This is a genomic window from Botrimarina colliarenosi (assembly GCF_007859955.1).
Classification (GTDB): Bacteria; Planctomycetota; Planctomycetia; order Pirellulales; family Lacipirellulaceae; genus Botrimarina; species Botrimarina colliarenosi.
On sequence record NZ_SJPR01000006.1, the window covers coordinates 77928 to 104241 of the forward strand.

Genomic DNA, 26314 nt, shown 5'->3' on the forward strand with positions numbered 1-26314 from the left:
TAGCGCCGCGATTACTTCGGCCGAATCGCGGTTCTCACGGATCGGTCGCTTCTCCGATCTGTACAACCGTTCTAAAATGCCGGGTCCCCCTCCCAGCAACCCCGCCGCGTCGCGGCTTGGAGCCGCCCCGCCCTATGCCCGCCTCTGATATCGTTATCCGCGGCGCCCGCGAACATAACTTGCGTGGCGTCGACGTGACGCTCCCCCGAAACCAGCTCATTTGCCTCACCGGCGTCTCGGGGAGCGGCAAGAGCTCGCTGGCCTTCGATACGCTGTTCGCCGAGGGCCAGCGGCGCTACGTGGAGAGTCTTTCGACGTTCGCGCGGCAGTTCCTGGGGCAGATGCCCAAGCCCGACGTCGATCACATCTCGGGCCTCAGCCCGTCGATTTCGATCGCCCAGAAGCAATCGGGCAACAACCCGCGGTCGACGGTCGGCACGATCACCGAGATCTACGATTTCCTGCGGGTGCTTTTCGCCCGCGTCGGTCAGGGGCATTGCCCGAGTTGCGGCGACCCGATCGCGGCGCAGAGCCGTGAACAGATCCTCGGCCGCATCCTCACGCTGGCGCCGAAGACCCGCTACATGGTGCTCGCCCCGGTGGTGATGCAGCAGAAGGGGGAGCACCGCGACCTCTTTGAGGACCTACTGAAGAAGGGCTTCGTCCGGGTCCGCGTCGATGGCGACGTCTATGACTTGAGCGCGGCGCCACAGCTCGACCGTCAGCGCCGCCACGACATCGAGGTGGTGGTCGATCGCCTCGTGGCGAGCCCGACGATCCGTGGACGGCTGAGCGAAGCGGTCGAGACAGCGCTCCGCATCAGCGGCGGCACGCTGATCGTAGCCGTCGAGAAAGACGAAAAGTCGAAGACGCCCGAAGGGGGAGACGTCCCCGAAACCAGTCGCGGTAAGACCAAACGCAAGCAGGTTGGCGTCCAAGAGGGCGACATCGTCCTGTCGGCCGACTTCGCCTGCGTGAAGTGCGGGCTGTCGTTCGTCGCGCCGACTCCGCAGCTGTTCAGCTTCAACAGCCCCCAGGGGATGTGCCTGACCTGCGACGGGCTGGGGGAGATGTACACGTTCGACCCCACGGCGCTCGTGGAGGACGCGTCGAAGTCGTTCGCCGGCGGAGCGTTGGCGTTCGTTGGCCGGTGGCGCGACCTGGGGCGCTGGAAGCGGCACCTCTACCAAGGCGTCGCCGACTCGATGGAGCGGAAGCTCGACCTGGAGGAGGGGACCCTCCTCGAGACGGTGTGGAGCGAGATGCCCGAAGAGCACCGCTTCCTCTGGTTGTGGGGGACGGGCGACGCCCACATCACCTACACCTGGAAGACCGGCCGGGCGACCCAGAAGTATGGCGGACAGTTCGAGGGGATCATCCCCGAGCTGCTCGAGAAGTACCGCACCTCGCAGAGCCAGATGCAGATCCGGCAGCTCGAGAAGTACATGCGGATCATGCACTGCCCCGACTGCGACGGCCGCCGGCTCAACCCGCAGGCTTCGAACGTCCGGCTGACGACCACCGACGCGGCTTTCGACAAGGCCGCCGCTACCAAGACGCTCCCGGACGTGTGCGGGCTGTCGATCGACGACGCGGCCGCGTTCTTCGGCGGGCTCGAGTTGGGCAAATCGCAGCAGATGATCGCCTCCGAAGCGATCAAGGAGATCCGCGGTCGCCTCGGCTTCTTGACCGACGTCGGCCTCGGCTATCTGTCGCTCGACCGCACCGCGCCGACCCTGTCGGGCGGCGAGACGCAGCGGATCCGCCTCGCGGGGCAGGTCGGCTGCGGCTTGGTGGGCGTTACCTACGTGCTCGATGAGCCCTCGATCGGTCTGCACCCGCGCGACAACGTCCGGCTGATCGGCACACTCGAACGGCTCCGCGACCTGGGCAACACCGTCGTCGTCGTCGAGCACGACGAGGACACGATGCGCGCGGCGGACCTGCTGATCGACTTCGGTCCCGGGCCCGGCGTGAAGGGGGGCGAGGTGGTCGCGGTCGGGACGGCCGCCGAGATCGCCAAAGAAGAGCGGAGCCAGACCGGCGCCTTTCTCAGCGGCCGGCGTGAGATCCCGGTGCCCAAGACGCGGCGGATTACAGAATTTGGATCGCGGAAGGCGGATTCTTCGGAGGAGGGCCTCGAAGAGAACCAATCCGAAATCCGAAATCCGCAATCCGAATTCCCATGCCTCCGCGTCGTCGGCGCCCGCCACAACAACCTCAAGAACGTCACGGTCGAGATCCCGCTCGGCGCGTTCGTCTGCTTCACGGGCGTTTCGGGGTCGGGTAAGTCGTCGATCGTCAACGACATCCTCATGGAGTCGCTCCGCCGCGACTTAATGAAGGGCAAGGGCGAGCCGGGCGAGCACGACGCCATCGAAGGCGTCGAGCACCTCGACAAGGTGATCGCAATCGACCAGTCGGCGATCGGCCGCACGCCACGCTCGAATCCCGGCACCTACATCAAGGTGTTCGACGACATCCGCAATCTCTACTCGCAGCTGCCCGAGTCGAAACGGCGGGGCTACAAGCCAGGGCGGTTCAGCTTCAACGTCGCCGGCGGGCGCTGCGAGGCGTGCGACGGCAACGGCGCCAACAAGCTCGAGATGGACTTCCTGGCGGACGTCTGGGTCACGTGCCAAGTCTGTGCCGGCAAGCGTTTCAATCGCGAGACGCTGCAGGTCGAGTTCAAGGGCGCCTCGATCGCCGACGCGCTCGAGATGGACATCGTCCAGGCGATGCAGCACTTCGAGTCGATCCCGCAGATCCACCACAAGCTGTCGACGCTCCACGACGTGGGCCTCGACTACCTAAAGCTCGGCCAGCCCTCGCCGACGCTCTCCGGAGGCGAAGCGCAGCGGATCAAGCTCGCCAAGGAACTGGTGAAGAAGTCGACCGGCAAGACGCTTTATGTGCTCGACGAGCCGACGACCGGTCTGCACTTCGCCGATATCGACATGCTGCTCAAGGTGCTCCATGGTTTCGTCGACCAGGGGAACACCGTGCTCGTCGTCGAGCACAACCTCGACGTGGTGAAGACCGCCGACTGGATCATCGACATCGGCCCCGAAGGGGGCGCCGGCGGCGGTCAGGTCGTCGGCTGTGGCACGCCGGAGCAAATCGTCTCCGGCTCACCGTCTCTGCGTTCCCACACCGCCGAGGCGTTGGCGCCGTTGCTCGGCGGCAAAGCGATTAAGCCGGCCGCCAAGGCGAAGAAGAAGCCCGCCAAAGAGATCAAGGCGATCGAGGTCCGCGGCGCCTCGCAGCACAACCTGCGCTCGGTCGACGCAACGATCCCCCGCGATCAGATGACCGTCTTCTGCGGGCCGAGTGGTTCCGGCAAGTCGTCCCTGGCGATGGACACCATCTACGCCGAGGGGCAGCGGCGCTACGTCGAATCGCTTGGCAGCTACGCCCGGCAGTTCGTCGGCCAGCTTCAAAAGCCCGCCGTCGAGCACATCGAAGGCTTGTCGCCCGCCATTGCGATCGAGCAGCGGACCGTTGGCCACACGCCGCGTTCGACGGTCGGCACCGTGACCGAGATCTACGACTACTTCCGCGTCCTCATGGCGCGGCTCGGCACGCCGCACTGTCCCGACTGCGAAACGCCCATCGGCACGCAGACTGCCGACGACGTGACCGACAAGGTTATGACCGAGCCCGAGGGGACGAAGCTTCAGCTGATGGCGCCGATCGAACTCGGGGCGACCGACTCGTACGCCGACTTGTTCGCCGATCTGTTGAAAACCGGCTACCGCCGCGTCTGGGTCGACGGCCAGACCTATGAGTTGGAAGACGCCCCGAAGATCGACCGCCGGCGTCGTCACGACGTGGCGGTCGTCGCCGACCGCGTGACGGTGCAACCTCAGGGACGCCGCCGGATCGCCGAGGCGGTGGAATCGGCGCTCGGGCTGGGACGCGGCGTGATGCTCGTCGTCTACCCCGACCCCGACAAGCCGGAGAGCAAGTGGCCGGTGAAGGTCCACAGCCAGCACCTCACCTGCGAGTCGTGTGGCCGGAGTTTCGAGACGCTGACACCACACAACTTCTCATTCAACAGCTCGCTCGGCTGGTGCGGCGCTTGTGAAGGGCTCGGCACCCAGACCGGCGCCAACCCGGCGGCGCTGCTCCGTGACGAGGAGCTGACGCTCGCGCAGGGCGCTCTGTTGCTGTGGCCCTCGTTGACGAACGAGCTGGCCAGAGAGCTCCTCGAGGCGTTAGCGAAGCACGCCGACATCCCGCTCGACACCCCGTACCGCAAGCTCACAGCGCGCCAGCGACGCTCGCTGCTCTACGGCACGAAGGACGAATGGATCGACGCCGGCGGGCTCCAGTTCCAATTCAAGGGGCTCTACCCGGCGCTCGAAGAAGCCTCGAAGATGTCGCCCCATCTGCGGACGACCCTTGAGCACCTCGTCGACGAAATCGAATGCAGCGAGTGTGGCGGCAGCCGACTACGCGACGACGCCTCGGCGGTGCAGTTCCGTCAGTTAACAATCGAACAGATCGTCCGCACGCCGCTCGGCGAACTCCTCGAGACGATCGGCGAGTGGGAACTCGATAACCGCGAGCGGAAAATCGCCGGCGAGATCGTCCGCGAGATTCAGAACCGTCTAACCTTCCTGGTCGACGTCGGCCTCGAGTACCTGACGATCGGCCGTCAAGCGCCAAGCCTCTCTGGCGGCGAGTCGCAGCGGATCCGTCTGGCGAGCCAGGTTGGCAGCGGCTTGGTGGGCGTGCTTTATGTGCTTGACGAGCCGACGATCGGCCTCCATCCGCGCGACAACACCCGCTTGATCAAGGCGCTGCACAAGCTCCGCGACCTCGGCAATACGCTGCTGGTCGTGGAGCACGACAAGGAAGTGGTCGCCTCGGCCGACAAACTCATGGACTTCGGCCCCGCCGCAGGGCGGGGCGGCGGGCAGGTCGTCGCCGAGGGGACGCCGGCAGCCGTGTCGAAGAAACGGGGCAGCGTGACGGGGCCTTACCTGTCTGGCAAGAAGGCGATCCCGGTGCCGTCGAACCGACGCATCCAAGAGACGGACCTCCGAAGCGAAGAGACCGACAGCGACGCCAACCCGGCGATCCGGCGCCTCAGTCCCAGCTTGTCGAGGCTCCGCGTCATCGGCGCCCGGCACAACAACCTCAAGAACGTCACGGTCGACTTCCCACTGGGGACGCTGACGGCCGTTACCGGCGTCTCGGGTTCGGGCAAGTCGTCGCTGGTGAACGAGATCCTCTACAACCAGCTGGCCCGGACGCTGCACCGCGCGGGGACAACCGCCGGCGCGCACGACCGTATCGACGGCGTGCAGCACATCAACAAGGTGATCCGCGTCGATCAGTCGGCTTTGGGCAATTCGCCCATGTCGAACCCGGCGACCTACACCGGCGTCTTCGACCTGATCCGCCAGCTCTACGCCCAACTCCCCGAGGCGAAGCTCCGCGGCTACCAGGCGCGGCGGTTCAGCTTCAACGTCGCCGGCGGTCGCTGCGACGAGTGTGAGGGGGCCGGCCAGCGTTGCATCGAGATGCACTTCCTCCCCGACGTGTGGGTCGAGTGCGAGACCTGCCACGGCCAGCGCTACAACCCGGAGACCCTCGCCGTCCGCTACCGCGAAAAATCGATCGCCGACGTACTCGCCATGAGCTGCGCCGAGGCGCTCGAGCTGTTTAGCAATATCCCCAAGGTCCGTCGCGTGCTGCAGACGCTCTGCGACGTGGGACTGGACTATGTGAACCTTGGACAGCCCGCGCCGACGCTGTCGGGCGGCGAGGCGCAACGCGTCAAGCTCGCCGCCGAGCTGTCGCGTCCCGACACCGGTCAGACGCTCTACCTACTCGACGAGCCGACCACCGGCCTGCACTTCGACGACCTTGCGAAGCTGCTCGAGGTGCTCCATCGCCTTGTCGACCTTGGCAATACGGTCGTCGTCATCGAGCACAACCTCGATGTCATCAAGCAGTGCGACTGGGTGATCGACATCGGCCCCGAGGCGGGCAAGGGGGGCGGCATGGTCGTAGCGTGCGGGACGCCGGAGCACGTTTGCGACCCCGCGTCCTACTTGCAGGGAGAAGGCCTTTCCCATACGGCGATCGCGTTGTCCGCCGTGCTTGCCGAGGGACCCGCCAAGAAACGCAAGCTCTACAAGCTCCAGGACGACACGCAGGAAGGCGACCTCGACCTCGACGACGTCGGCGAAGGGGTCGCCATGCCGTGGGAGGCGGACGGCCGCCGCTGGCACACCAAGGAGCGCATCGGCCGCGACGGCTCGCCCTGTCGTTGGGACGGCAAAGTGCTCGATATGGTTGAACGACGCATCCAGGACCAGGGCGACTTCGCCCCCACCAACTGGAACCACCGCTCGGTCGTCGAGATCACCGGTCAGAAAAAGTCGGACGGCTGGTTCTTCCACGCCCTCACCGGCGAGCGCTGGCTGGTGAAGCTCAAGTTCCGCACCGCTAAGCGGACCTTCAACCGCGACACCCTGTCGACCGAACTCGACCTCCCGCCGCTGAACGACGTCGATGACATCGAGGCCTACGGCTCGACGTCGCGTGTGCAGTGCAAGAACCTCCGCGGGCCGTGGCAAGAGGTGCAAGTCGCCGCCCATGCGCTCAAGGAGATCGACACGCCCGCCTTCTGGAAGATGGTCGAGCAAGCGGTCGCCGGCTTCGAAAAATTCGTAGGCCGCGAAGAGAAGAAGCCCGAGGACTTGATGCCCTGGAAGGTGCTCGGCCAGAAGTGGCACCTGGCTCGTAAGGGTTTTACGCCCGGCAAGAAGGTGAAGTGGGAGCCCGAGTTGCTCGAGGAACTGCTCGAGATGGTCGCCGAGGCGACTCCCGACGGCGAGTACCTGTGGAACAACAAGGTGCTGGTGCACCGCATGGTGCCGGGCCAGAGCGACCCCTGGGCGACGATCGTCACAAAGCGGGCGGAGAACGTCGAGCTCGCCCTCAACGGCCCCAAGGGAGCGGTCCAACTCGGCCAGTTCGCGGGCCTCGCCGACGACGCGGAGCTCGACACGCGGCGCGAAGACCGCGACACGGTGCGTCTCCGGTTCGGCTCGCAAGAGGCGCTCACCAGCGACGACTTGCCCGATTTTGTCCGCCGGCACCTCGAGGCGAACGGCAGCGGCGCGGGGGCGTAGCCTTTCGCTAGGCGAGAGAGATCAACTTACGTGGCGTTCGCCGGTTGCGAATCGGTCGCTTCCGCCGCGCGCTGGATGCCCCGCAGCATGCCGCCGAACACGAAGTGATGCAGCGGCAGGACGGTGTACCAGTACGCGAGCCCGAGCAGGCCGCGCGGGCGGAACCGCGCCGTCATCCGGAGCCGCGACCGCGTCGGTTCATCGGTCGGGTCGATCGCGAACTCGAGGCGCGCCTCGCCCGGCAGTTTCATCTCGGCGTAGAGGTCGAGCGAGCGGGGTCGTTCGACGCCGACGACCCGCCAGAAGTCGAGGGCCTCGCCGTAGCCGATGTCTTCGGTGTGGCGCCGGCCCCGGCGCAGCCCCGGACCGCCCACCAACTGGTCCATCAAGCCGCGCAGGCGCCAGAGCAGGTCGCCCCAGTACCAGCCATGCCCCCCGCCAATGCGGCAGACCGCCCGGAAGACCGCTTCGGCGTCGGCGTGGATGTCGATCTGGCGCTCGTCGCGGAACTCTTTGCCACCGGCCCAGTCGGGGTCGCCCGGCATCGGCCCGGCGACGGCCCAGTGGGTCGGCACTTCGTCGGCCTTCAGTCGCGACAACGCCCGGGTGATCGCCTCGCGAACCCCCAAGGCGTCGTGTGGCATCAGCCGTTGCGTGTCGTCGTTGGTGACCACGACGCGATTCCGCAACCCGTCGGCCAGCGGGCGTGCAATGCGGAACGTGACCGGCGTCACGAGACTGATCCAGGCCGAACTGAGTCGGGGCGTCAACACTGGCACGGGGACGATCCATCGCCGCCGAAGCCCAAGCACCCCGGCCGTGATCTGCATGAGCTCACGGTAGGTGACCACGTCGGGACCGCCGATCTCGAGCACTCGGCCGGTTGTCTCGGGCGTCGCAAGACAGGCGACGAGCCAATGCAGCACGTCGGCGATGGCGATCGGCTGGCACTCCGTCTGGACCCACCGCGGCGTGATCATCACCGGTAGGCGGTTGACGAGGTAGCGGAGGATCTCGAACGAAGCCGACCCCGACCCGATGATGATCGCCGCTCGCAAGACGGTCACCGGCACGCCCGTCGAGGCGAGCGCCTGCTCGACTTCGCGCCGTGAGCGGAGGTGCTCGCTGAGGTCCTCTTGGGTCTCGCCGAGGCCTCCCAGATAGATGATCCGCTTCACGCCGGCGCGGGCGGCTGCTTCCGCGAGATTAGCGGCAAGCTTAAGGTCGCGATTCGCGTACGCCTCGCCCGCCGCCTCCATCGAATGAACGAGGTAGTAGGCGGCGTCGCAACCCTCGAGCTGGGCCGCCAACTCCGACGGATCGGAGAGATCGCTACGCACAACCTCAACGCCCGGCAGTGCTCTCCAATCGCGATCGTTGAGTTTGCGAGGCTCGCGCGCCAGGCATCGGATCGGGTAGCCCTGCTCAACGAGCATTGGCGCGAGGCGTCCCCCGACGTAGCCCGTGGCGCCGGTGACAGCGATGGTGGGCAGAACGCGATTGCTAGAACCAGTCAACGGGCGCCAGTGGGAGTCGAGGTCGGGGCACGATCGGGGCCGGGTGGTTTGCACTATAGGCCTAAACACCCCGACGGCGACCACACCCCTCCGAACCTCCTTCGAATCGGCACGCTGTGTCGATGTGAATAATCACCCCGTTGCGTCAAGGTTGAGGGGGTCGACACTGTTCTTGCGTGAATCCGCAGGCGCCGATACCTTGCCGCCGCGCGACTGCCAGCAGAACGCTTAACGGAGCCTAGGAACAGGATGCTCGGTATGACAGCGCCGCTCGCCGCCGCCAGCCTCGGTGTTGGCAGTTTCTTGCTAAATGCGGGGTTTGTAACGGCAATCGTCGCGATCGGACTGCTCAAGGCGCTTTCGGCCGCCGGGCAGCCCACGATCAACAAGCGATGTGCGAGGTCGATGATCTGGCTGCTAGCGTCGATCTTACTAATGATCGCAGCGGTTGTTTTCGCACGGTACGACTTGGCGCCGCGTAGTGTCGTCGGGCTACTGAGCCTCGCGGCGTGCTTGGGCATGGTGGTCGGTGTCTTCCTGGCGGCGATCGGACTCCTCCGCGTCCGGAAGGCCGCTTCGGAAAGCGGTTCGACCATAGCGTGGTGCAGCCTTCTGCTCGGCGCCGGTTGCTTCGCGATTATTTCACAGACGCCACGCCCGCCCGCGGAGCGAGACTCGTCGCCAACGGCTCTCGCCGTGGAGGTCGCCCCCGACGGTCGGGCAGATCGAGACGGCCCGCCGACAACGCCCGGCAGCAGCGATCGGCGGACCGTCGACGCCGCTCCGGCACACGCCCGGCAGCCTCAGCGGAGTCGGGCGACTTACGAAAAGACCGTCTCTTACGAGGCGCCTGCCGAGACGCCCGACCACACGAGCAAGGAGTTCAATTACACGCTCACCCTGCCAAACGAGAAGTGGATAGAAGACGCGGCGACCGAGGAGGCCTCCTTCCACACCGTCCAGTTCAGCTGGGTCGACGCCTCCATGACATTCGCGGTGTCGGCGGGGCCCATGCCGATCGCGATGGGAGACCAGGCGATTGAGGCGGTGGTGATCGCCGGCTTCAAGGGGAGGGCGCCCGCAGCGACGGTTGGCTCCACGCGTTCGCAGAACGTCGCGGGGATCAACGGCTTCACTTTCGAGGCGATCAATCCGTCGCCCCACGGCGATCGGTCGATCCGGGTTTGGTATGGCGTCAAGGCGGGATTCATTTACCAGCTAACCGCCGAGGCGCCGGCGGCAGAAACACAAAGGCTTTCGGCCGAGTTTCTCGCGCTCACGAGAGGGTTCCGGCTGATCGACCCGCATCGGGGCGTGAGCGAGCCGTTGGTCGCCACCACGCCGCAGCGCCCGGGCGACGATCTGGGCTACCATTACGAGCCGCCGGGAGCTGGTTGGATCAAGGTCAACCCCGGGAGTTTGGACTTCCCAGTCGCTAACTTCGCGGCGGTTCACGGGGCGACATCCGATCGAACGCTCGTTGTCTCGATGCCGCTTGGGGAAGCGTCGGCCGACCTCGATGTTCTGGCCCGGACGCTCCTAGCGGCGCTCGATTTCGCATTCGACGGCAAGGAGGTCACCGAGTTGAGCCGGTCGGGCGCCCTCCCGCCCCACGCGGATGGCGTCCGTGACTATCGGGCGACCCGCGTCGTGGAGGGCAGGCAGTTTCATTACCGGCTGAGGGTTATCCGCACGCCAAGTTCGGCTCACCTAGTTGTCGCGTTTACGGACAACGCGCGGCCCGGGCTCGATAACGACTTAACCGCGGTGATTGACCAATTCGCCCTCAGCGGTGCTCTGACCGCGGCGGACCCGCCAGACGACCCCGGTTTGCGTCGGGCGTTGTCGAGGCTGATTAATGAGGTAGCGATCACCGAGTACGAACGCGAGGAGTATCCGGCCGCGGCCGCCCATTTTAATATCGCGGTCCGTTTCGATCCGGGCGATCAGGCGATCGCCGTGAACCTGCTTCACGCCTTGTTTAGGACCGAGGGCGCCCCGGCTGCGCTTGAGCGTCTCGACGAGATCGCGGCAGGGCCAATCGGAGCGGCGCCGCTGGCGTCGATTCACGCCGAGCTCCTCTCACTCACCGATCGCTACAACGAGACGATCGACGCCTTTGCGGCGCTCGCCAGTGCAGGTCCTTTGGACGACGAGTCGCTGCAGGCGATGGGCAACGCGGCGGTGTCTGCCAAGCGGTTTGACGAAGCGATCAGCGCTTTCGACGAGGCGATCAGCAAACGCGGCGGGCCGCAGTTACGTCAGCTCAGGGCGATCCTCCTCGGCCGGGCGGGCCGTCACGAGGAGGCGATCCAACAGCTCTGCGAGCTTCTCAACCGATCGCCCGGCGATGTCGAATTGACGTTCGGCCTGGCGGAAGCGTACGAAGAGGCCGGCCGTTTTCAGGAGGCCCAGCGTCTTTGTGAGGCGTTCTTGAAAAAACAGCCCGATGCGGCGGTCTTCTGGTCCCTGCTCGGCAGGTTCCGTATCCAGTCGGGTGAGTACGAGACGTCTCGCGAGGCGCTGCAGGAGGCCCTCCGGATCAGCCCCGGCAACAGCGATGCGACCGAGCTACTGACCCAAGTGAACGCTCTGCTCGGCCGAGGCGACAACCGTCGGATCCGCGAAGCGATTGAACCGGTTGAGTTACCGGCGATCGTCGCGGCTGCGTTGCCGGAAGCAGCCGACGTTGTCGACCGGCAGTGGGGCGACTCGGAGGGGTTCGTCAACCTTTGCCAAACGGTCGGCTACGACTACCGGGTCGGTCAACGACGTCGCTACACCGTCCATCGACGCGTCTTGGTGCTCAACCGCCAGGGAGTCGAGCAGATGACGTTGTTGACCACGTCCTTCAACCCGCTCGGTGAGCGGCTCTATGTCAACGAGTTGGTGGTCCGCTCCGCCGATGGTCAGGAACTAGCGCGGGGAACCATCGACGACTACTACGTGATGGACGACGGCGCGTCGGGCATGGACACGTACGATCAAGTGGTGAAGATCCCGGTGCCGAGCGTCCAGGTCGGCTGCACGATCGACCTGACGGTAACTCACGAATCGCTCAGCCGATCGAGGGGGTTTGGATTCGAGACCGATTTCCTCTGCGCCGCGGCTCCGACCGTGACCTCGGCGGTCTTCCTGGTCGGAGACACCGACGCCGTTGATTATCGGGCGTCGGGCGTCGAGACCCAGCGACCGGACGCCTCGACCCTCGCATGGATCGCGAGCGACCCGCCGCAGGCGATTTCCGAGAGCCACCAGTGCGATCCCGAAAGCTACCTGCCGATGGTCCGGCTCAACGACGCGCCCCGTGACTGGGCCGACTTGGCTCACGAACATCTCAGCGAGATCGCGGCGACGCTCGAGCCCCATGACACCACGCAGCAACTCGCCCGGGACGTCACCCGCGATTGCCGCACCGTTGCCGAACGCATCGAGGCCGTCTCGCGGCATGTCCAGGACAAGATCACCTACCAAGCCCTCGAGTTCGGGATGCGCGGCGTGATCCCGCACCCCGTCGGCAGGATCTGTCGCGCCGGGACCGGCGACTGCAAAGACCACTCGCTCTTGCTCCATCATCTCCTGCGCGAAGCGGGCGTCCGGTCGCACCTCGCTTTGGTCAACGCCTCGGGCTCCGTGGAACCGGGGCTCCCGTCGCTCGATCAGTTCGACCACATGGTGGTGTGCGTCCCCGAGATGCCGTTACGAAACGGCGACGTCGCGCCGATGGGGGTCATTGACCTCACCCAGAAGACGATCGACCCGATGCTCGGCATCCCGATGGGGTTGTCGCAGAAGCACGTGCTGGTTCTCGATCCGGAACAGCCAAGGTTGATCGAGACCCCCCGCTTGGACGCGTCCCACGGTTGGATCGATTGTCAGCGGACGGCGACGGTTGAGGGACGTAGCGACCTCGGCGCGGCGAACATGAAAGTCACCGAAGTCGTCACGCTCGGCCCCCAACTCTCAGCGACGCTCCGGTCGGCGATGCGGGACTTGGATCAAGAGCAACAGCGTGAGACGCTCCGGCAGATCATCGGCAACAAACGGTCGGTAAAGGTCAGGGAAGTCCAATTGAATGGTTTGACCGATCTTGATGAGCCGCTGGTGATCCAGTGCCAGTACGAGGTCGCCGACGCGTTTCAGGAGGTTGTCGCGGAGAAGCCACTGCTGGTTGGCGCGATCCCCAACCATTGGGCGACTTTCTTCTGCACCCCCGATTCGATCGACGAGCGGAAGACGCCGTTCGAGTTCACCACTCCGGTGACCTTCCGGTCCGCGACGCGCCTGTTGCCGACGGGGAGCTATCGGGTCGCCTCGACGAAGGGTCGGACGATGAGCGAGTCGCACCCGGCCTTCGATTGGCAGACGGACGCCGAGCCTTTTGAAACACGGGGGGTCGACATCACGATGGTGATTCGCCGGCCGGTGGGCGTGCATCCCGCGGAGGACTACCCCGCCTACGAAGCGTCTGCCGACCGGGCCTTGCGCCTCTCGAGCAAGGTCGTCACCCTCGAAGGAGACACGGCTCCGGCCAGGTACTGACCGGGGAGCTGGGTACTGACCAGGGAAGGGGCGCCTCCGGCGTCACGACCCCGCGATCTCACTGTTGGGGTCGCTGAGGCGCGATTTCCGATTGGCGATTCCCTCGAGCGGCTTGGGCGGCGGCGCCCATCCTCTGCAGCCACGCCTCGCCGAGCGGCTCGGAGAAGCCCTCTAGACGGTGCGATCCCCAGATCACCAGGCCGTCGGCGTCGCGGTGGCTACGGATGGCGTCGATCTGCCAAGCCCATTCGTCGTCGGGGAGCGGGACGGTCTTCCCGTCGGCGGTTTCAAAGGGTTTGAGAAAAGGGAGAATGGGGCGGCTGCCGGCGACGCGCGCCGCCACGTCGAGGTTGAAGTGGGCGAACCGACGGAAGCCGGCGGCCGTTCGGGTCCGCGGATAGAGCTCGGGGAAGAAGACATCGACTGCCTTGATGAGTCGCAACGCCGATTTCACCCGCTCCCAGCTCCAATCGTTGTAGGGCGTCCCCGAAGGGCGCCAAGCCCAAGCCTCGTACGGAACGAGCGAGTAGTAGCCGATGCGGGTGGTCGGAAGCTCTTCCTTGAAGACCGCGAGCAGCGCGAGCAAACGGTCGATGCGTTCTTGTTGCAACGCGTGCGGCACACGGCGATCGGCTGTGTCAGGGGTCCAGTAGAGGGGCCACTGCTCAACGTCGAGACACAATAGCTCGGGCCCCCCGTCGGGCCAGCGGTCGCGGATATAGGCGCGGACGTGTCCCTCGCTAAAAGTGTCCCGCTGCTTGTTGAGGTCGCCGAACCCCCACTTCGACTCGCCGGGCCAGATCTCATGCTCGTAGACCACCGCGAGGTGCGCGAGTCCATACCGTGTCGGATCCCCGCCCGCCGCCTCGTCGGTCAGGGCCTCGAAGAACTCAAACGCGTCCGTCCGCCCCGCGAAGCAAACGGCGAGCGCGAGGGCGACGACCTGGATCCATCGATTCATACGAGCGGAGGTAGCTGAGGTAATAGTCGAGAGCCAAGCCGCTGGGTGTCGACGCCGCTTTTTTGAGGAAGCGGAGGCCATGACTCGCCGGGGGAGGACAAGGTGGTCACCAACCGGTCACCGAACGGGCGCCACGCTGCCGAGCCGCCCTAGGGTCAGGCAGACCAACTGTAGACAACGGAGGCCCCGAGGAAAGAGGCGCCCCGGCAAGGCGCTCCGCGAGCGGGAGGCCAACCAGAAAAGTACCCCCAAGGGGAGTCGAACCCCTGTCTCCGCCGTGAGAGGGCGGTGTCCTGGGCCACTAGACGATGGGGGCAGGACAGCCCGGCCGCGTCAGCCGCCGGGCCACATAGTATCGGCCCCCGAAGCCCCGCCGACAAGGACCCCTAGCCTAAATGCGGGATCGGGGAGTGAGAGGGGGAATAACGCCTTGGCGGACTTACGCGGCGGGTTCGCCCCCCTCGGCGTCAGCTCGTGATCCCCTGGGTCAGCGTCATAAAGGCGGTTTCGAGGTTGATTTCGTCTTCTTTCAGGAGCGTGACCGCGTAGCCCGCCTCGAAGAGGGCCCGGCCGACCTCGCTGGCGTCGAGGGCGTCGGCCTTGAGGGTGACCGTCAGCGGACCCGTCGCGGGGCCGGCCGGGGGGGGCTCGACGCTCTCCACCTGCGGGTGGTTGGAGAGCAGCTTGGCGGCGTCCTCTTGCGTCTTGCCGTCGCGATCGGCCACGCCGACCTTGAGGACCATTTGTTGGCGGACTTGCTTCATCACGTCGGCCACGTCGGCGTTCACGATCAGCTCGCCGCGCTCGATGATGCCGATCTTGTTACAGACGTCCGCCAATTCGGGCAGGATGTGGCTGCTGACCATGATCGTCTTGCCCATGTTGCGGAGCTCTTTGAGCAGCGCACGGATCTCGATCCGCGCCCGCGGATCGAGGCCCGACGCCGGCTCGTCGAGCAGCAGCACCTGCGGGTCGTGCAGCAAGACCCGAGCGAGGCCAAGACGCTGCGTCATGCCGCGGCTGAGGCTCGTCACCAAGGCGTCGCGCTTGTAGCCGAGGTCGACCAGTTCCAGAACGTCGTCGCATACCTGGCGCCGTTTCTCGCCGCGGATGCGGTAGGCGGCGGCGAAGAACTCGAGGTACTCGATCACCTTCATGTCGTCGTACACGCCGAAGAAGTCGGGCATGTAGCCGATCGCGCGGCGGATCTCTTTCGGGGCGGTGTAGATCGAGTGGCCCGCGACGTAGGCCTCGCCCCAGGTGGGCTGCAGCAGCGTCGCGAGGATGCGCATCGTGGTCGTCTTGCCGGCGCCGTTGGGGCCGATGAAGCCAAAGACGTCGCCGGCCGCCAGCGAGAGATTGATCTCCCGGATAGCGAACAGCTCGCCGTACTTCTTGGTGAGGCCTTTGATCTCGATCATGGGACGGCGCTGGTTGAAAGACGCTCGGCGCGAGAATTAGGGAAGTTCAGTCGGTTGACGGCGAGCCCGTGACGTAGGTCGTGGGAGGGGGTCGCCACTATTCGTCGCTGACCGGCAAGATAAACCGGGCAAACACCCAGCTCCGGCGGCTCGGTTCCTTGGCGTTTTCTTCGTCACTCACCAGGGGGCAGTCGGGTCGAACGAGCTCGCTACGGGGCCCGTCGTCGAGCGTCGCCAGCAGCAGCGCGCGGCCCGCGGCCAGGTGGTGGGTGAGGTCCCGGTCGGTGAGATAGCGGCTGGCCGGCTCGCCGTTGGCGGTGACCATCGCGCCGGCCGACAACGCGTCGCCGATCGCCGGGATCGTCTTCCACCGGTTTTGGTTGGCGTAGGGGTTGGACAGGCTCTCAACCTTGCCGAGCAGCGTCGTGATTTTCAGTGGCGAAATGCTGGGGTCGACCGTCACGGTCTCGCCATCGACCAGCTCGCCGAGTTTCCAAGCCCACGAGCCGTACAGCAGCCGGCAATTGGAGAGCTCGACGCCGGTGTCGTTCGTGAGGTTCCCCTCAATCAGCCCGTCGCGGTTGGGCGCGAGTCGCGAATCGACGGCTCGGTCGATCGGCCCGCCGTAGCTGGCGACCAACGACTTGGTGCTCCAGACCTGCACCGGGAGGCCGACAAGGTTCGCGTGGCGTTCCACGCCCGTGACCAGCGGCGTGGCGTCGATCTGGTAGTTGGGGCGCACGCCCGTTTGGTCGTTGCCGCGGTAGGTCTGCATCCCGCCGAGGCCGTGGCCCGGCTTGCCAAGCCACGCGGTCGCGAGCGAAGTCGGCGTCAGCGGCTCGCCCGCAAGCGTTTTGGGCGCTAGCGACAAGTCGTACCGCTCGGCACGGGGGCTAAAGAGGTGCGTCACAAGCAGGCCGCGCGACTGGCCGCTCGTCGTATCGACGTCGATGATTTCAAGATAGTTGACCCGCAGGCGGTCTCCCTTGAGCCAGTACGCGCCGTAGTAAGCGGCGGCGCTGGTGAGGGCGACCAGCAGCGGGAACGTGACCCAAGTCGCTTCGACGCGGCCGAGCACTTTCTTGACGAAGAAGTAGTCGCCCGGGCCGATCAACAGCAAGTAAAGTGCGACCAGCCCCACGATCGCTAGGAAGGGGGCGGTGCGGACGCCGGTGAACAGGTTGTCGAGCCGGGCGAGCAGCACGTTGACCAAGTCCTGGCCGTTGTACCAGCCCTGGTTGTAGGTCGGCTGGGTCGAGGCGGCGTCGCCCGCAATGCCCAACAACCGGCGGAGCAGCGGGGGCCGCCCCTTCCAGCCGACGATCAGCGGGGCGTCGAGGTCGAACGCGACAAAGGTCACTTCGCCGAACCCGAGCGGCGTGCGGAAGATCAGCGGCGTCTCGTCGACCGATCGGCCGGCGAAGGCGAGAACCTGGCCGCGGGCGTTTTCGAACGAGGCGACGTTGAGCGCGCCGCCGCGGAGGTCGATCGACTCGGCGTCGGGCGCGTCGGTGAAGCGTTCGATGGCCGTGGCGACCGCGATCGAACTGGGGCCGACGAAGTCTCCCGGTGAGAATTCAGCGAGCGGCCCGCCCGGGGCGAGCAGCGCCGGCGCGCCGGCGCCGCACGACACGACGATCCGACCGCCGCTCTTAACCCACTCAACCAGCGCGCGGACGCGGTCGTCGCTGGGCGTGAGGGCGCCGAGCCAGCTCCCTTGAGCGCCGCCCGCCCGAGAGCCCGCGACGAGGACCAACTGGTTGACGCCGTCGTAGCCGATGGCGTCGCGCGGCAGGTCGGCGGCGTCGTCGATCAACGTGACGGCGGTGGTGGTTTGGCTGGCCTGGAGCTCGTACTCGGGCGGCGTCACACCAACGTCGGCGCCCGCCTGGACGATCAGCCGGTCGGTGGCCGCCTGGGGGAGCGGCAGTTCCTCGCCGCTGGCGAGCTTGGCCGGGTCGCCACCGTTGACGGGGAAGAGGTGGCGGTCGACCTCGCGCCCGTCGGCGTAGATACGGACCTCGACCGGCGCGTTCTGCTGGCCGATGCGGACGTACAGGCGTTCCTCGCTGACGCGGCCCGGCTCGGTCGACAGCGGGCGGCCGCCCGGCGCCGACGTGGCGACGCCGACGCCGTCGTTATCGGGCGTGATGGCGAGCACCGTGACGGCGAGCGGCGTGTCGCCCCCTTCGACCTCAACCCGTAGCGGCGCCCAGCAACCGAGCTTGTAGCCGTCGCCTAGCCCGAGGTGGGCGCCGACAATCTTTGGCTTCTCGGCCGCCAGCGCAGCGGCGCCCATCGCATGCAGAGCCACAGCAAGCAGGGCCGCAACGGTCACGGCGCGGCGGGCGAGTCGCGTCATACCAGCGGACGTTGCGAGGGGGGACAGCGGGGTGGCGGAAGCGGGGATAAGAAGCCGGTTTATCTTAACTGCTGTTGGCGGCTCCGCCTTCCCCCTTCGGTTATACGCGCTTGGATTACGGCTTCTCGGCGTCGTCGCAGTCGCACGCCATCCGGCCGCAGCCGGGGCACCCGCTGCCGTACTTCTCCTGGATCGCCTCGGTGAGGTCGACGCCGGCGACGTTGGCGATCGTCGTGAGCCACGCCAGGACGTCGGCAAACTCGCCCCGCTGCTCTTCGAGGGTCCCTTCGCGGAGGGCGGCCGCCAGTTCGCCCACCTCCTCCATCAGCCACATGAAGGTGCCGTCGATCCCGCGGGCGACGTCCTTCTCGTGGTACATGCCGCGGATGAGCTGCTGGAAGTCGCCGAGTTGCATGGGGTTGGAGGGGCGAGGGGCTAGTGATGGGGGACGGGGGACGGGGGACGGGGGTAGAGGGAGAGCCGCGTCGTCCCCGACCGACGGCCGAAGGCAACGCGCCGCGACGTTCCGACTCGGCGACGCCGCCCGTTATACTCTGGAAGTCACCTCCTTGCCTCAACGCCTCCGACCAGATCGCATGCCCTCCCCCACGACCGCCGCAACAACCGGCGCCGAGGGCGTGAAGGACGCGGTGTTCGCCGCCCGCTCGGTCGTGAAGACGTACCAGATGGGCGAGGTCGCGGTGCACGCCCTCAACGGCGTCGACCTCGACCTCTGGCCCGGCGAGTTCGTCGTGCTGCTCGGCCCCTCGGGGAGCGGCAAGAGCACGCTGCTGAACATCCTCGGCGGACTCGACGCGCCGACCTCGGGCGACGTGTTCTACCGGGGCGAGAAGCTTACCGCGTTCAATGACAGCGCGCTGACCCGCTATCGCCGCGACCATGTCGGCTTCGTCTTCCAGTTCTACAACCTGATCCCGAGCCTCACAGCGCGGGAGAACGTTGCGCTGATCACCGAGATCGCCCCCAATCCGCTCGACCCGGTCGAGGCGCTCGCCCTCGTGGACCTCGATAAGCGTAAGAACCACTTCCCGTCGCAGATGTCCGGCGGCGAGCAACAGCGAGTCGCGATCGCCCGCGCCGTGGCGAAACGCCCCGACGTTCTCCTCTGCGACGAGCCGACCGGCGCGCTCGACGTCCACACCGGCGTCCTCGTGCTCGACGCGATCCAGCGCGTCAACGCCGAGCTCGGCGCGACGACGGCCGTCATCACCCACAACGCGGTGATCGCCAAGATGGCCGACCGGGTGATCCACATCAGCGACGGCCGCATCGCGGGGGAAGAACGGAATACGAAGAAAGTCGCTGCCAGCGAACTCGAATGGTGAAACAAAGAATAGCGATCCACGAAGGCACGAAGGCACGAAGGACACAAAAGGTGGATGGTTACCCGCGAATAAGCGCGGATGAATCAAGGGCTTAAAATGGCCTCTATCTAAATCTGAAGACGAGGCAGTAAGAATCTTACCGAACAAACCCACCCTCAACTCATTCGCGACGATTCGCGTCATTCGCGGGCTCCGTCTTCCTGTTCTCTTTACTTTGTGTCCTTCGTGCCTTCGTGGTTCAAAACCAGCCCCATGCTTTCCGCTCTTGATCGCAAGCTGCTGCGTGACCTGCGGGGGATGCTCGGTCAGGCGGTGATGATTGCGCTGGTGGTCTCGGCGGGGGTCGCCACCTGGATCGAGTCGCGCACGCTGTTGGCGTCACTCGAGACGACACGCGATCAGTTCTACGAGCGGAACAACTTTGCCGACGTCTTCGCCAAGGCGAAGCGGGCGCCGAACGCCTTAAGCGAGCGTGTCGCCGAGCTGCCGGGGGTCGCTCGGGTCGAGACACGGATCGTCGAGGGGGTGAACCTCGATGTTCCGGGGCTCGATGAGCCCGCGGTCGGCACGCTGATCTCGCTCCCAGAGAACCGCGAGCCGGTGCTCAACCGCGTCTACCTGCGCCGCGGCCGGCGGCTTGCCCCGGGCCGCGACGACGAGGTTCTCGCCAGCGAGAAGTTCGTCGACGCCAATCACTTGCGGGTCGGCGACTCGGTGACGGCGATCCTCAACGGCCGCAAGAAGACGCTCCGCATTGTCGGCGTGGTGCTGTCGCCCGAGTACGTCTTCATGGTCAAGCCGGGCGACTTGGTGCCCGACCCGAAGCGGTTCGGCGTCTTCTGGATGCAGGAGGAAGCGCTCGAGATGGCGTTCGACATGGACGGCGCGTTCAACGACCTGGCGGTCGGGTTGGCGCGTGAGGCCGACCTCGAAGAGACCCTCTTCCGCATCGACCAATTGCTTGAGCCTTACGGCGGCATCGGGGCCTACGGCCGGAAGGACCAGCTCTCACACCTGCTGCTCACGAATGATATCGACGGCCTGAAGGTGCACGGCACGGTTGCGCCGACGATCTTTCTTTCGGTCGCGGCCTTTCTGTTGAACGTCGTCCTGAGCCGGGTCCTGGCGCTGCAGCGGGAGCAGATCGCCGCCCTCAAGGCGTTCGGCTACTCGAACGTTCAGATCGGCTGGCACTACCTCAAACTAGTGCTGCTGATCATCCTGCTCGGCTCGGCGATCGGCATCCCGGGCGGGGCGTTCCTGGCCCGCGTCTTCACGCAGATGATTGCGCTGGTGTACCAGTACCCCGACCTGATCATCGTGCTCAAGCCCTCCGTAGTCGCCACAGGCGTCGCGGCCGCCGGCGGGGCGGCGACGCTCGGCGCGATCGGCTCGATCTGGCAGGCGGTCCGCGTCGCGCCCGCCGAGGCGATGCGGCCCGAGCCCCCCGCCTCGTTCAAACCGAGCTTCTTCGAACGGATCGGCATGGGGGCGTGGGTCCCCAACGTGGCCCGCATGATCATCCGCCAACTCGAACGCCGCCCGGCGCGGAGCGTGATCTCGGTCTTCGCGATCGCGCTGAGCGTGGCGATCATCATCGTTGGGCAGTTCCTTCAGGACGCGGTCGACTTCACGATGGAGCAGCAGTTCTTCCGCGTGCAGCGCTTCGACATGATGGTGGCCACGATCGAGCCCGACACGCCCGACATCCTCTACGAGTTGCAGCACGCGCCCGGCGTGCTGCGGGCCGAGCCCCTGCGGACCGTCAGCGCGCGGCTGCACAACGGGCAGCACGAGCGCCGGGTCTCGCTAGTTGGACTGCCCGAGGGGGGCCAGCTCTTCCGCTTGGTCGATAGCAGCGGCGCCGTCTACCCGCCACCGACAGGTGGCCTCATGCTGTCGGCGAAGCTCGCCCGGCTGCTCCACGTCGAGGCGGGCGGCGTCGTCCGCGTCGAGACACTCGAGGGGCAACGCCCCGACGAGGACGTGCCGGTCATCTCGTTGATCGACGACCTGCAGGGGCTCAACGCCTACACGACGCTCGACGGTCTCAACCGCTTCATGGGCGAAGGGCCCCGCATCAACGCGGCCTACTTGCAGACCGACTCGGAGCTCAAACTACAGACCTTCCGCGACCTCAAGGACACGCCCAAGGTCGCGAGCGTGACCGTCAAACGGAACGCCCTTGAGAGTTTTCACGACACGGTCGCCAAGAACCTCGGCACGATGAAGAAGATCAACCTCTTCTTCGCCTGCATCATCGCTGTCGGCGTGGTCTACAACAGCGCCCGGATCGCGCTGAGCGAGCGGTCTCGCGAGTTGGCGACGCTCCGCGTGGTGGGCTTCACCCGTGGCGAGATATCGACAATCTTGCTGGGCGAGCTCGGCCTGCTCACGCTGGTGGCGTTGCCGTTCGGCTGGGTGATGGGTTACGGGTTTGCCTGGGGGCTGACAGCGATGGTCGACCAAGAGGTGTTCCGGTTCCCGCTCGTGGTGGAACGCTCGACCTACGGCATCGCGACTTCGGTCGTCCTCGCCGCCTCGGCGGCGTCGGGCCTGTTGGTGCGACGCAGCCTCGACCACCTCGACCTGATCGCGGTGCTCAAATCTCGGGACTAAGAAACTATCGCCACGGAGGACGCGGAGATCGTCACGACGTCCTCCGCGTCCTCCGCGAACTCCGCGGTTCAATCTGAAGAGAACATGCACAACTGGCTCGGCAGAGCGTTCTTCCTCGTCATCGCGGCGCTTGTTGTCGCGGGGCTCGTGCTGGCGTTCTGGCCCGACCCCGTGCCGGTCGAGATGGCGCGGGCCGATCGGCAGACCGTGCTCGTGACGGTCGATGAGGACGGCAAGACCCGCATCCGTGAGAAGTACGTCGTCTCGGCCCCGCTCTCGGGACGGCTGTTGCGGGTCGACCTCGACCCGGGCGACACCGTCGAACGTGACAAGACGGTTCTGTCGGTGATCGAACCGCGCGACCCCGAGCTCTTGGACGCCCGCGCGCTGGCCCAGGCCAAGGCGCGAGTCGACGCGGCCGAGTCTGGCTTGGCGCGTACCGAGCCCGAGATCGAGCAGGCGCGGCTCGAGGCGGACAACGCAGAGAAAGAGCTCGTGCGGGTCCAGGCCGCCGCCGAAGGGGGCGCGGCAACCGAGAGCGAACTCGACGCGGCCCGGTTGCGACACCACTTCACCACGGAGGGGATCCGTTCCGCCTACTACGCCCGTGAGATCGCCGAGTTCGAGCTCGAGCAAGCCAAGTCCGCTCTCTTGCGGTCGGGGGCGGGCGCCGAGCAGCCCGATGAGTGGACCTTCCCGATTCGCTCGCCGATCGACGGCCGCGTGCTGCGGGTGTTTCAAGAGAGCGCCGCGGTCGTCTCCGCCGGCACGCCGCTGCTGGAACTAGGGGCGCCGTCCGATCTGGAGATCGAGATCGACGTGCTCTCGAGCGACGCCGTTTTGATCGAGGCGGGCGACCGCGTCCTGCTCGAGCGTTGGGGGGGCGACAAGCCGCTCGACGGCCGGGTCCGCCTGGTCGAGCCGGCCGGGTTCACGAAGATCTCGTCGCTCGGCGTCGAGGAGCAACGCGTCAACGTGATCGTCGACTTGGTCGAGGCGCCCGACGAGCGGCGCGAGCTCGGCGACGGTTTCCGGGTCGAGGCCCGGATCGTCGTCGACGAAGCGCCGGACGTGGTCTGCGTCCCCGCCAGCGCGCTGTTCCGGCAGGGCGACGGCTGGTTCGCGTTCAAGGTGGCGGAAGAGACGGCCCATCTCACCCCCGTGAAGGTCGGCCGTCGCAACGACACGCTCTGCGAGATCACCGAGGGGATCGCCGAGGGGGACACGGTGATCATCCACCCCAGCGACCGCGTCGCGGACGGCGTCCGCGTGCGGGAGCAGTAAGTCAATTTCTGTGGGAGGGGTCTCCGACCCCGATAACGGCGCCGAAGCCGCAAAGAGCACGGAGCGCGTTATCGGGGTCGGAGACCCCTCCCACAGATGGTCCCTATCAATCCCCAAACCACGGGCAGAGCCAACGCCGCAGCAGGATCAGCACCCAGTCGATCGCCAGCCCCGCGACCGCCAGGATCGCCAGGTAGGTGTAGACGAGGTTCATGTTCTGCAGCCGCGACTGCATCCGCAGCGTGTAGCCAAAGCCGACGTCCGCCAGGGCGAACTCGGCGGCGATCAAGAAGACCATCGCCGGGCCGATCTGCAGCCGGGCGTTCTCGATGATCCGCGGCAAGATCTGGCGGAGCACCACCTCCCAGACGACCTCGAAGCTCGACGCCCCGAGCGTGTACGACTTGCTGACGGTGTGGCTGTCGACGTCCTTCTGCGCGGCCTGGGCGATCGCTTGGGCGAGCGTCGGGAAGATGCCGAAGCCGATGAGCGCCACGAAGATCTGGATGCTCGTCACGCCGAAAAAGACGAAGTAGACCGCCAGCATCGCCGTGGGGGGGATCTTGGCGAAGAACGAAATCGGCGGCAGCAGCAGCGCCTCGACCGCGGGGAAGCACCCCATCGCGAGGCCGACGACGAAGGCGAGCAGCACGCCGGAGCCGACGCCCAACGCGAGCCGCGACGCCGACGCCCGGACGTCGCCGACAAAGTCGATCCCGCCCTTGCCGGTCGCCATCCGCTGCCACCCTTCGACGAACTGCGACAGGTTCGGCAGCGTCTTGTTCTTCGGGTTCTGGACGTGCGCGCGGTGCGACATCCAGGCGTAGCCAGCAACGATCACCACCACGCTCAGGGCGAAGAGGGCGAAGCGGCTGGTGTCGCTGATCGGTTGGCGGATCATGATGAGGACCACAAAGAAACGAAGGGCACGAAGGAAGCAAGCGGGAGGCCCGTTGTGGACACCCCTCCGTGCTCTTCGCGCCCTTCGTGGTTCAATTCGAGAAGCACTACTTCGTTTCGCTCATCGCTTTCATAAACGAGGCGTCGAAGTTCAGCTGCGACGCGGCGTCGCCGAACCCGACGGTTGGCTCCTCGGCCACGATGTCGTGCGAGACACAGAAGGCGACCACTTCGGGCATCGTCGTCTTCTGGAACGATTCTTTCTCGAAGAGGGCCGCGCCGTCGGCGGGGGTCGCGTACATCTTGGTCTCTTCACAGACGATCGCCATGTCCTCGACGCCGAGGCTGCTGAACTTCTCGCCGAGCGCCGTGAGCGTGGCGTCGCGGGTGTCGTCGGCGGCGAGCCGCTCGTTCACCTGGTAGAAGGCCATCAGCACCGCTTTGACGAACTTGTCGGCGCCCGGCTTCGCGAGCGTGTCCTTGCCGACGATGACCATGTCGATGATCTCCTCGGGGATCGCCTTGGAGTCGAACATCCGCTTCGAGCCGTCGCGGTCGCGGAGCGTCTGCAACACGAACGGGTTCCAAACCATGATCGACTTCACCTCGGCGTCGCCCGTCTGCATGGCGAGCGCGGCGTTGGCCGGGTCCATGTTGCGGAACGGGAAGTCGGCCGGGTTCTGCCCCTCGGCTTCGAGGCCTCGCTCGAAGGCGTACTGCGAGACCGACTTCTCCAGGCCGAACGTCGCGGTCCCCTTGAGGTCCTCGAGTGAGTCGATTCCGACAGCGATACAGGCGTCGGCGCCGGCGCTCGTCGAGGTCGGCAGCACGGCCACCGAGTCGCGGCCCGTGGCGGGGGCCAGAGCGTCCATGTTGGTCATGCAGACCGCATCGATCGTGCTGTTGGCGTACTGGCCGAGACACGCCTCGTAGTCGGCTTGCACCAGCACGACATCGACGCCGAGTTCTTTCTCGATCGACCCGAGCTCGCCCTTCGCCTTGTTGAGGAGCCCCTCTTCGTGGGCGACGCCGAAGACGCTCCAGCTGGGGTACTCGCTCCAGGCGAGGGTGAAAGACGGCAGGTCCTTGGCGGGCGTGGCGTCGGCGCCGTCGCCCTTGGGGGCGGCCTTCTGCGAACAGCCGGCGACAGCGACGGCAAGCGTAAGCGTGAGCAGGTGTTTCATGGCTTCTCCTAGCGTGGCGCTAATGGGGAAAGCGGAAAGTCGAATGCGATGATGGAGGACGCTGCTGTTGTGGGAGGGGTCTCCAGACCCCGATTTCGGTGTCCGTGCCAAAAAAGGCGTGGCGCCGTTATCGGCGTCTGGAGACGCCTCCCACAGGGGAGGACTAGAAACGGTTCGTCAGCCCTCGGGGATTCTTGTCTGCTCGGCGGACGGAGAATCGGCTTCCGGCTTGGTGGTGAGGCCGATAAGGGCGTCGAACTCGTCGTTCGCTGCCGACTCTTTGGCGTACTCCAAGAAGTCATTCTCGGCCTGCTTGGTGTCGAGTCCCGCCAGCTCGCGGCTGACGCGGGCCTTGGCCGACGCCTTCTGCCGCAGTTCGCGGAGCTCGCGTAGTTCTTCGCCGGTGCGGTCCTCGGAGACGCCCGACATGATGTCGGCGATCTCTTGCTCTTCCTTGGCGGAGAGGATCGTCGCGACGGCGTCGTGCTTCTCTTCGCCGAGCTTCTCCAGGTCGCGCATCTGCGACTGGATCTGTGTCTTGTGGCGGTTGACGTTCGCCATCAGTTGTTCGAGGTCGGCCTCGAGCTCAACGACGCGCGACTGCTTCTCGGCCAGCGTGCTGGTGAAGTCCTTGAAGGCGGCCTGACACTTGACGTACTCCGGGTCGTTGCGGGTCGCCTCGGGGTCGCCGTTGTGCTTGGCGGCCACTTGCTGGGCTTTCGCCGCGGCGCCCTGCCTGAGCTTTTCAAGCCGCTGGATGTCTTCGGTGATCGCCTTGAGCTTTTGCTTCTTGGTCTCTTCCTGGGCGACCATCGCCCCGATGGCGTCCTTGTACTGATTGATACGGGCGCGTTTCTCTTGGATGATCCGGTCGTAGTTGGCGGAGACGACGCCTGGGTTCATGCGGAGCGTCTCGCTCGCCTTGTCGATGCGGAAGGTGAGCAGGTACCAGACCGCACGGGTGTACTTGCCGATGGCGCGGAACATGGAGGGGGCCCTCGGTGAGGAAATGTGATTCGTTGACGGG

Annotated in this window: 13 protein-coding genes and 1 tRNA gene; 5 read left to right on the forward strand and 9 right to left on the reverse strand. The window is 66.1% G+C overall.

Annotation, left to right across the window (positions count from 1 at the left end; all coding sequences use genetic code 11):
• Positions 1–134 precede the first annotated feature (134 nt).
• On the forward strand, positions 135–7151 hold the full coding sequence (gene uvrA, locus Pla108_RS17915; RefSeq protein ID WP_146446351.1) for an excinuclease ABC subunit UvrA: 7017 nt from the start codon (positions 135–137) through the stop codon (positions 7149–7151).
• A gap of 26 nt (positions 7152–7177) precedes the next feature.
• Here the strand turns inward: uvrA and Pla108_RS17920 are convergent, their stop codons facing one another.
• On the reverse strand, positions 7178–8668 hold the full coding sequence (locus Pla108_RS17920; RefSeq protein WP_146446352.1) for an SDR family oxidoreductase: 1491 nt from the start codon (positions 8666–8668) through the stop codon (positions 7178–7180).
• Between the two features lie 258 nt (positions 8669–8926).
• Here Pla108_RS17920 and Pla108_RS17925 point away from each other — a divergent pair, with 258 nt between their 5' ends.
• Positions 8927–13210 (forward strand): tetratricopeptide repeat protein, encoded by a 4284-nt coding sequence (locus tag Pla108_RS17925; protein WP_197526676.1) that lies wholly within the window; start codon positions 8927–8929, stop codon positions 13208–13210.
• Between the two features lie 58 nt (positions 13211–13268).
• Here the strand turns inward: Pla108_RS17925 and Pla108_RS17930 are convergent, their stop codons facing one another.
• The 5 genes from Pla108_RS17930 to Pla108_RS17950 all read right to left on the reverse strand — a co-directional run bounded on the left by Pla108_RS17930 (position 13269) and on the right by Pla108_RS17950 (position 18369).
• A complete protein-coding gene (locus Pla108_RS17930; protein WP_146446354.1) occupies positions 13269–14171 on the reverse strand; it encodes a hypothetical protein in 903 nt (300 codons plus the stop codon).
• 243 nt (positions 14172–14414) lie between these two features.
• Positions 14415–14487: transfer RNA gene (locus tag Pla108_RS17935), tRNA-Glu, on the reverse strand.
• 151 nt (positions 14488–14638) lie between these two features.
• Positions 14639–15592: an ABC transporter ATP-binding protein gene (locus Pla108_RS17940; protein ID WP_146446355.1), complete on the reverse strand. Its 954-nt coding sequence runs from the start codon at positions 15590–15592 to the stop codon at positions 14639–14641.
• Between the two features lie 97 nt (positions 15593–15689).
• Positions 15690–17954 carry a hypothetical protein gene (locus tag Pla108_RS17945; protein WP_146446356.1) on the reverse strand — a complete coding sequence of 755 codons (2265 nt, stop codon included), beginning with the start codon at positions 17952–17954 and terminating at the stop codon, positions 15690–15692.
• Between the two features lie 115 nt (positions 17955–18069).
• Complete coding sequence (locus Pla108_RS17950; protein ID WP_146446357.1) at positions 18070–18369, reverse strand: MazG nucleotide pyrophosphohydrolase domain-containing protein; 300 nt, start codon at positions 18367–18369, stop codon at positions 18070–18072.
• Positions 18370–18550: 181 nt separating this feature from the next.
• Here Pla108_RS17950 and Pla108_RS17955 point away from each other — a divergent pair, with 181 nt between their 5' ends.
• The 3 genes from Pla108_RS17955 to Pla108_RS17965 all read left to right on the forward strand — a co-directional run bounded on the left by Pla108_RS17955 (position 18551) and on the right by Pla108_RS17965 (position 23203).
• Positions 18551–19300, forward strand: a complete 750-nt coding sequence (locus tag Pla108_RS17955) for an ABC transporter ATP-binding protein (protein WP_146446358.1) — start codon at positions 18551–18553, stop codon at positions 19298–19300.
• 252 nt (positions 19301–19552) lie between these two features.
• Positions 19553–21919 carry an ABC transporter permease gene (locus tag Pla108_RS17960; protein ID WP_146446359.1) on the forward strand — a complete coding sequence of 789 codons (2367 nt, stop codon included), beginning with the start codon at positions 19553–19555 and terminating at the stop codon, positions 21917–21919.
• 84 nt (positions 21920–22003) lie between these two features.
• The gene (locus Pla108_RS17965; RefSeq protein WP_146446360.1) at positions 22004–23203 is read left to right on the forward strand and encodes an efflux RND transporter periplasmic adaptor subunit; all 1200 of its coding nucleotides are present in this window, start codon (positions 22004–22006) and stop codon (positions 23201–23203) included.
• Positions 23204–23309: 106 nt separating this feature from the next.
• On the opposite strand, the gene Pla108_RS17970 is transcribed toward Pla108_RS17965, so the two are convergent.
• The 3 genes from Pla108_RS17970 to Pla108_RS17980 form a co-directional block, all read right to left on the reverse strand.
• Positions 23310–24104: an ABC transporter permease gene (locus Pla108_RS17970; RefSeq protein ID WP_146446361.1), complete on the reverse strand. Its 795-nt coding sequence runs from the start codon at positions 24102–24104 to the stop codon at positions 23310–23312.
• Between the two features lie 106 nt (positions 24105–24210).
• Positions 24211–25287 carry a hypothetical protein gene (locus tag Pla108_RS17975; RefSeq protein WP_146446362.1) on the reverse strand — a complete coding sequence of 359 codons (1077 nt, stop codon included), beginning with the start codon at positions 25285–25287 and terminating at the stop codon, positions 24211–24213.
• 177 nt (positions 25288–25464) lie between these two features.
• Positions 25465–26274 (reverse strand): hypothetical protein, encoded by an 810-nt coding sequence (locus Pla108_RS17980; RefSeq protein ID WP_146446363.1) that lies wholly within the window; start codon positions 26272–26274, stop codon positions 25465–25467.
• Positions 26275–26314: the final 40 nt, after the last annotated feature.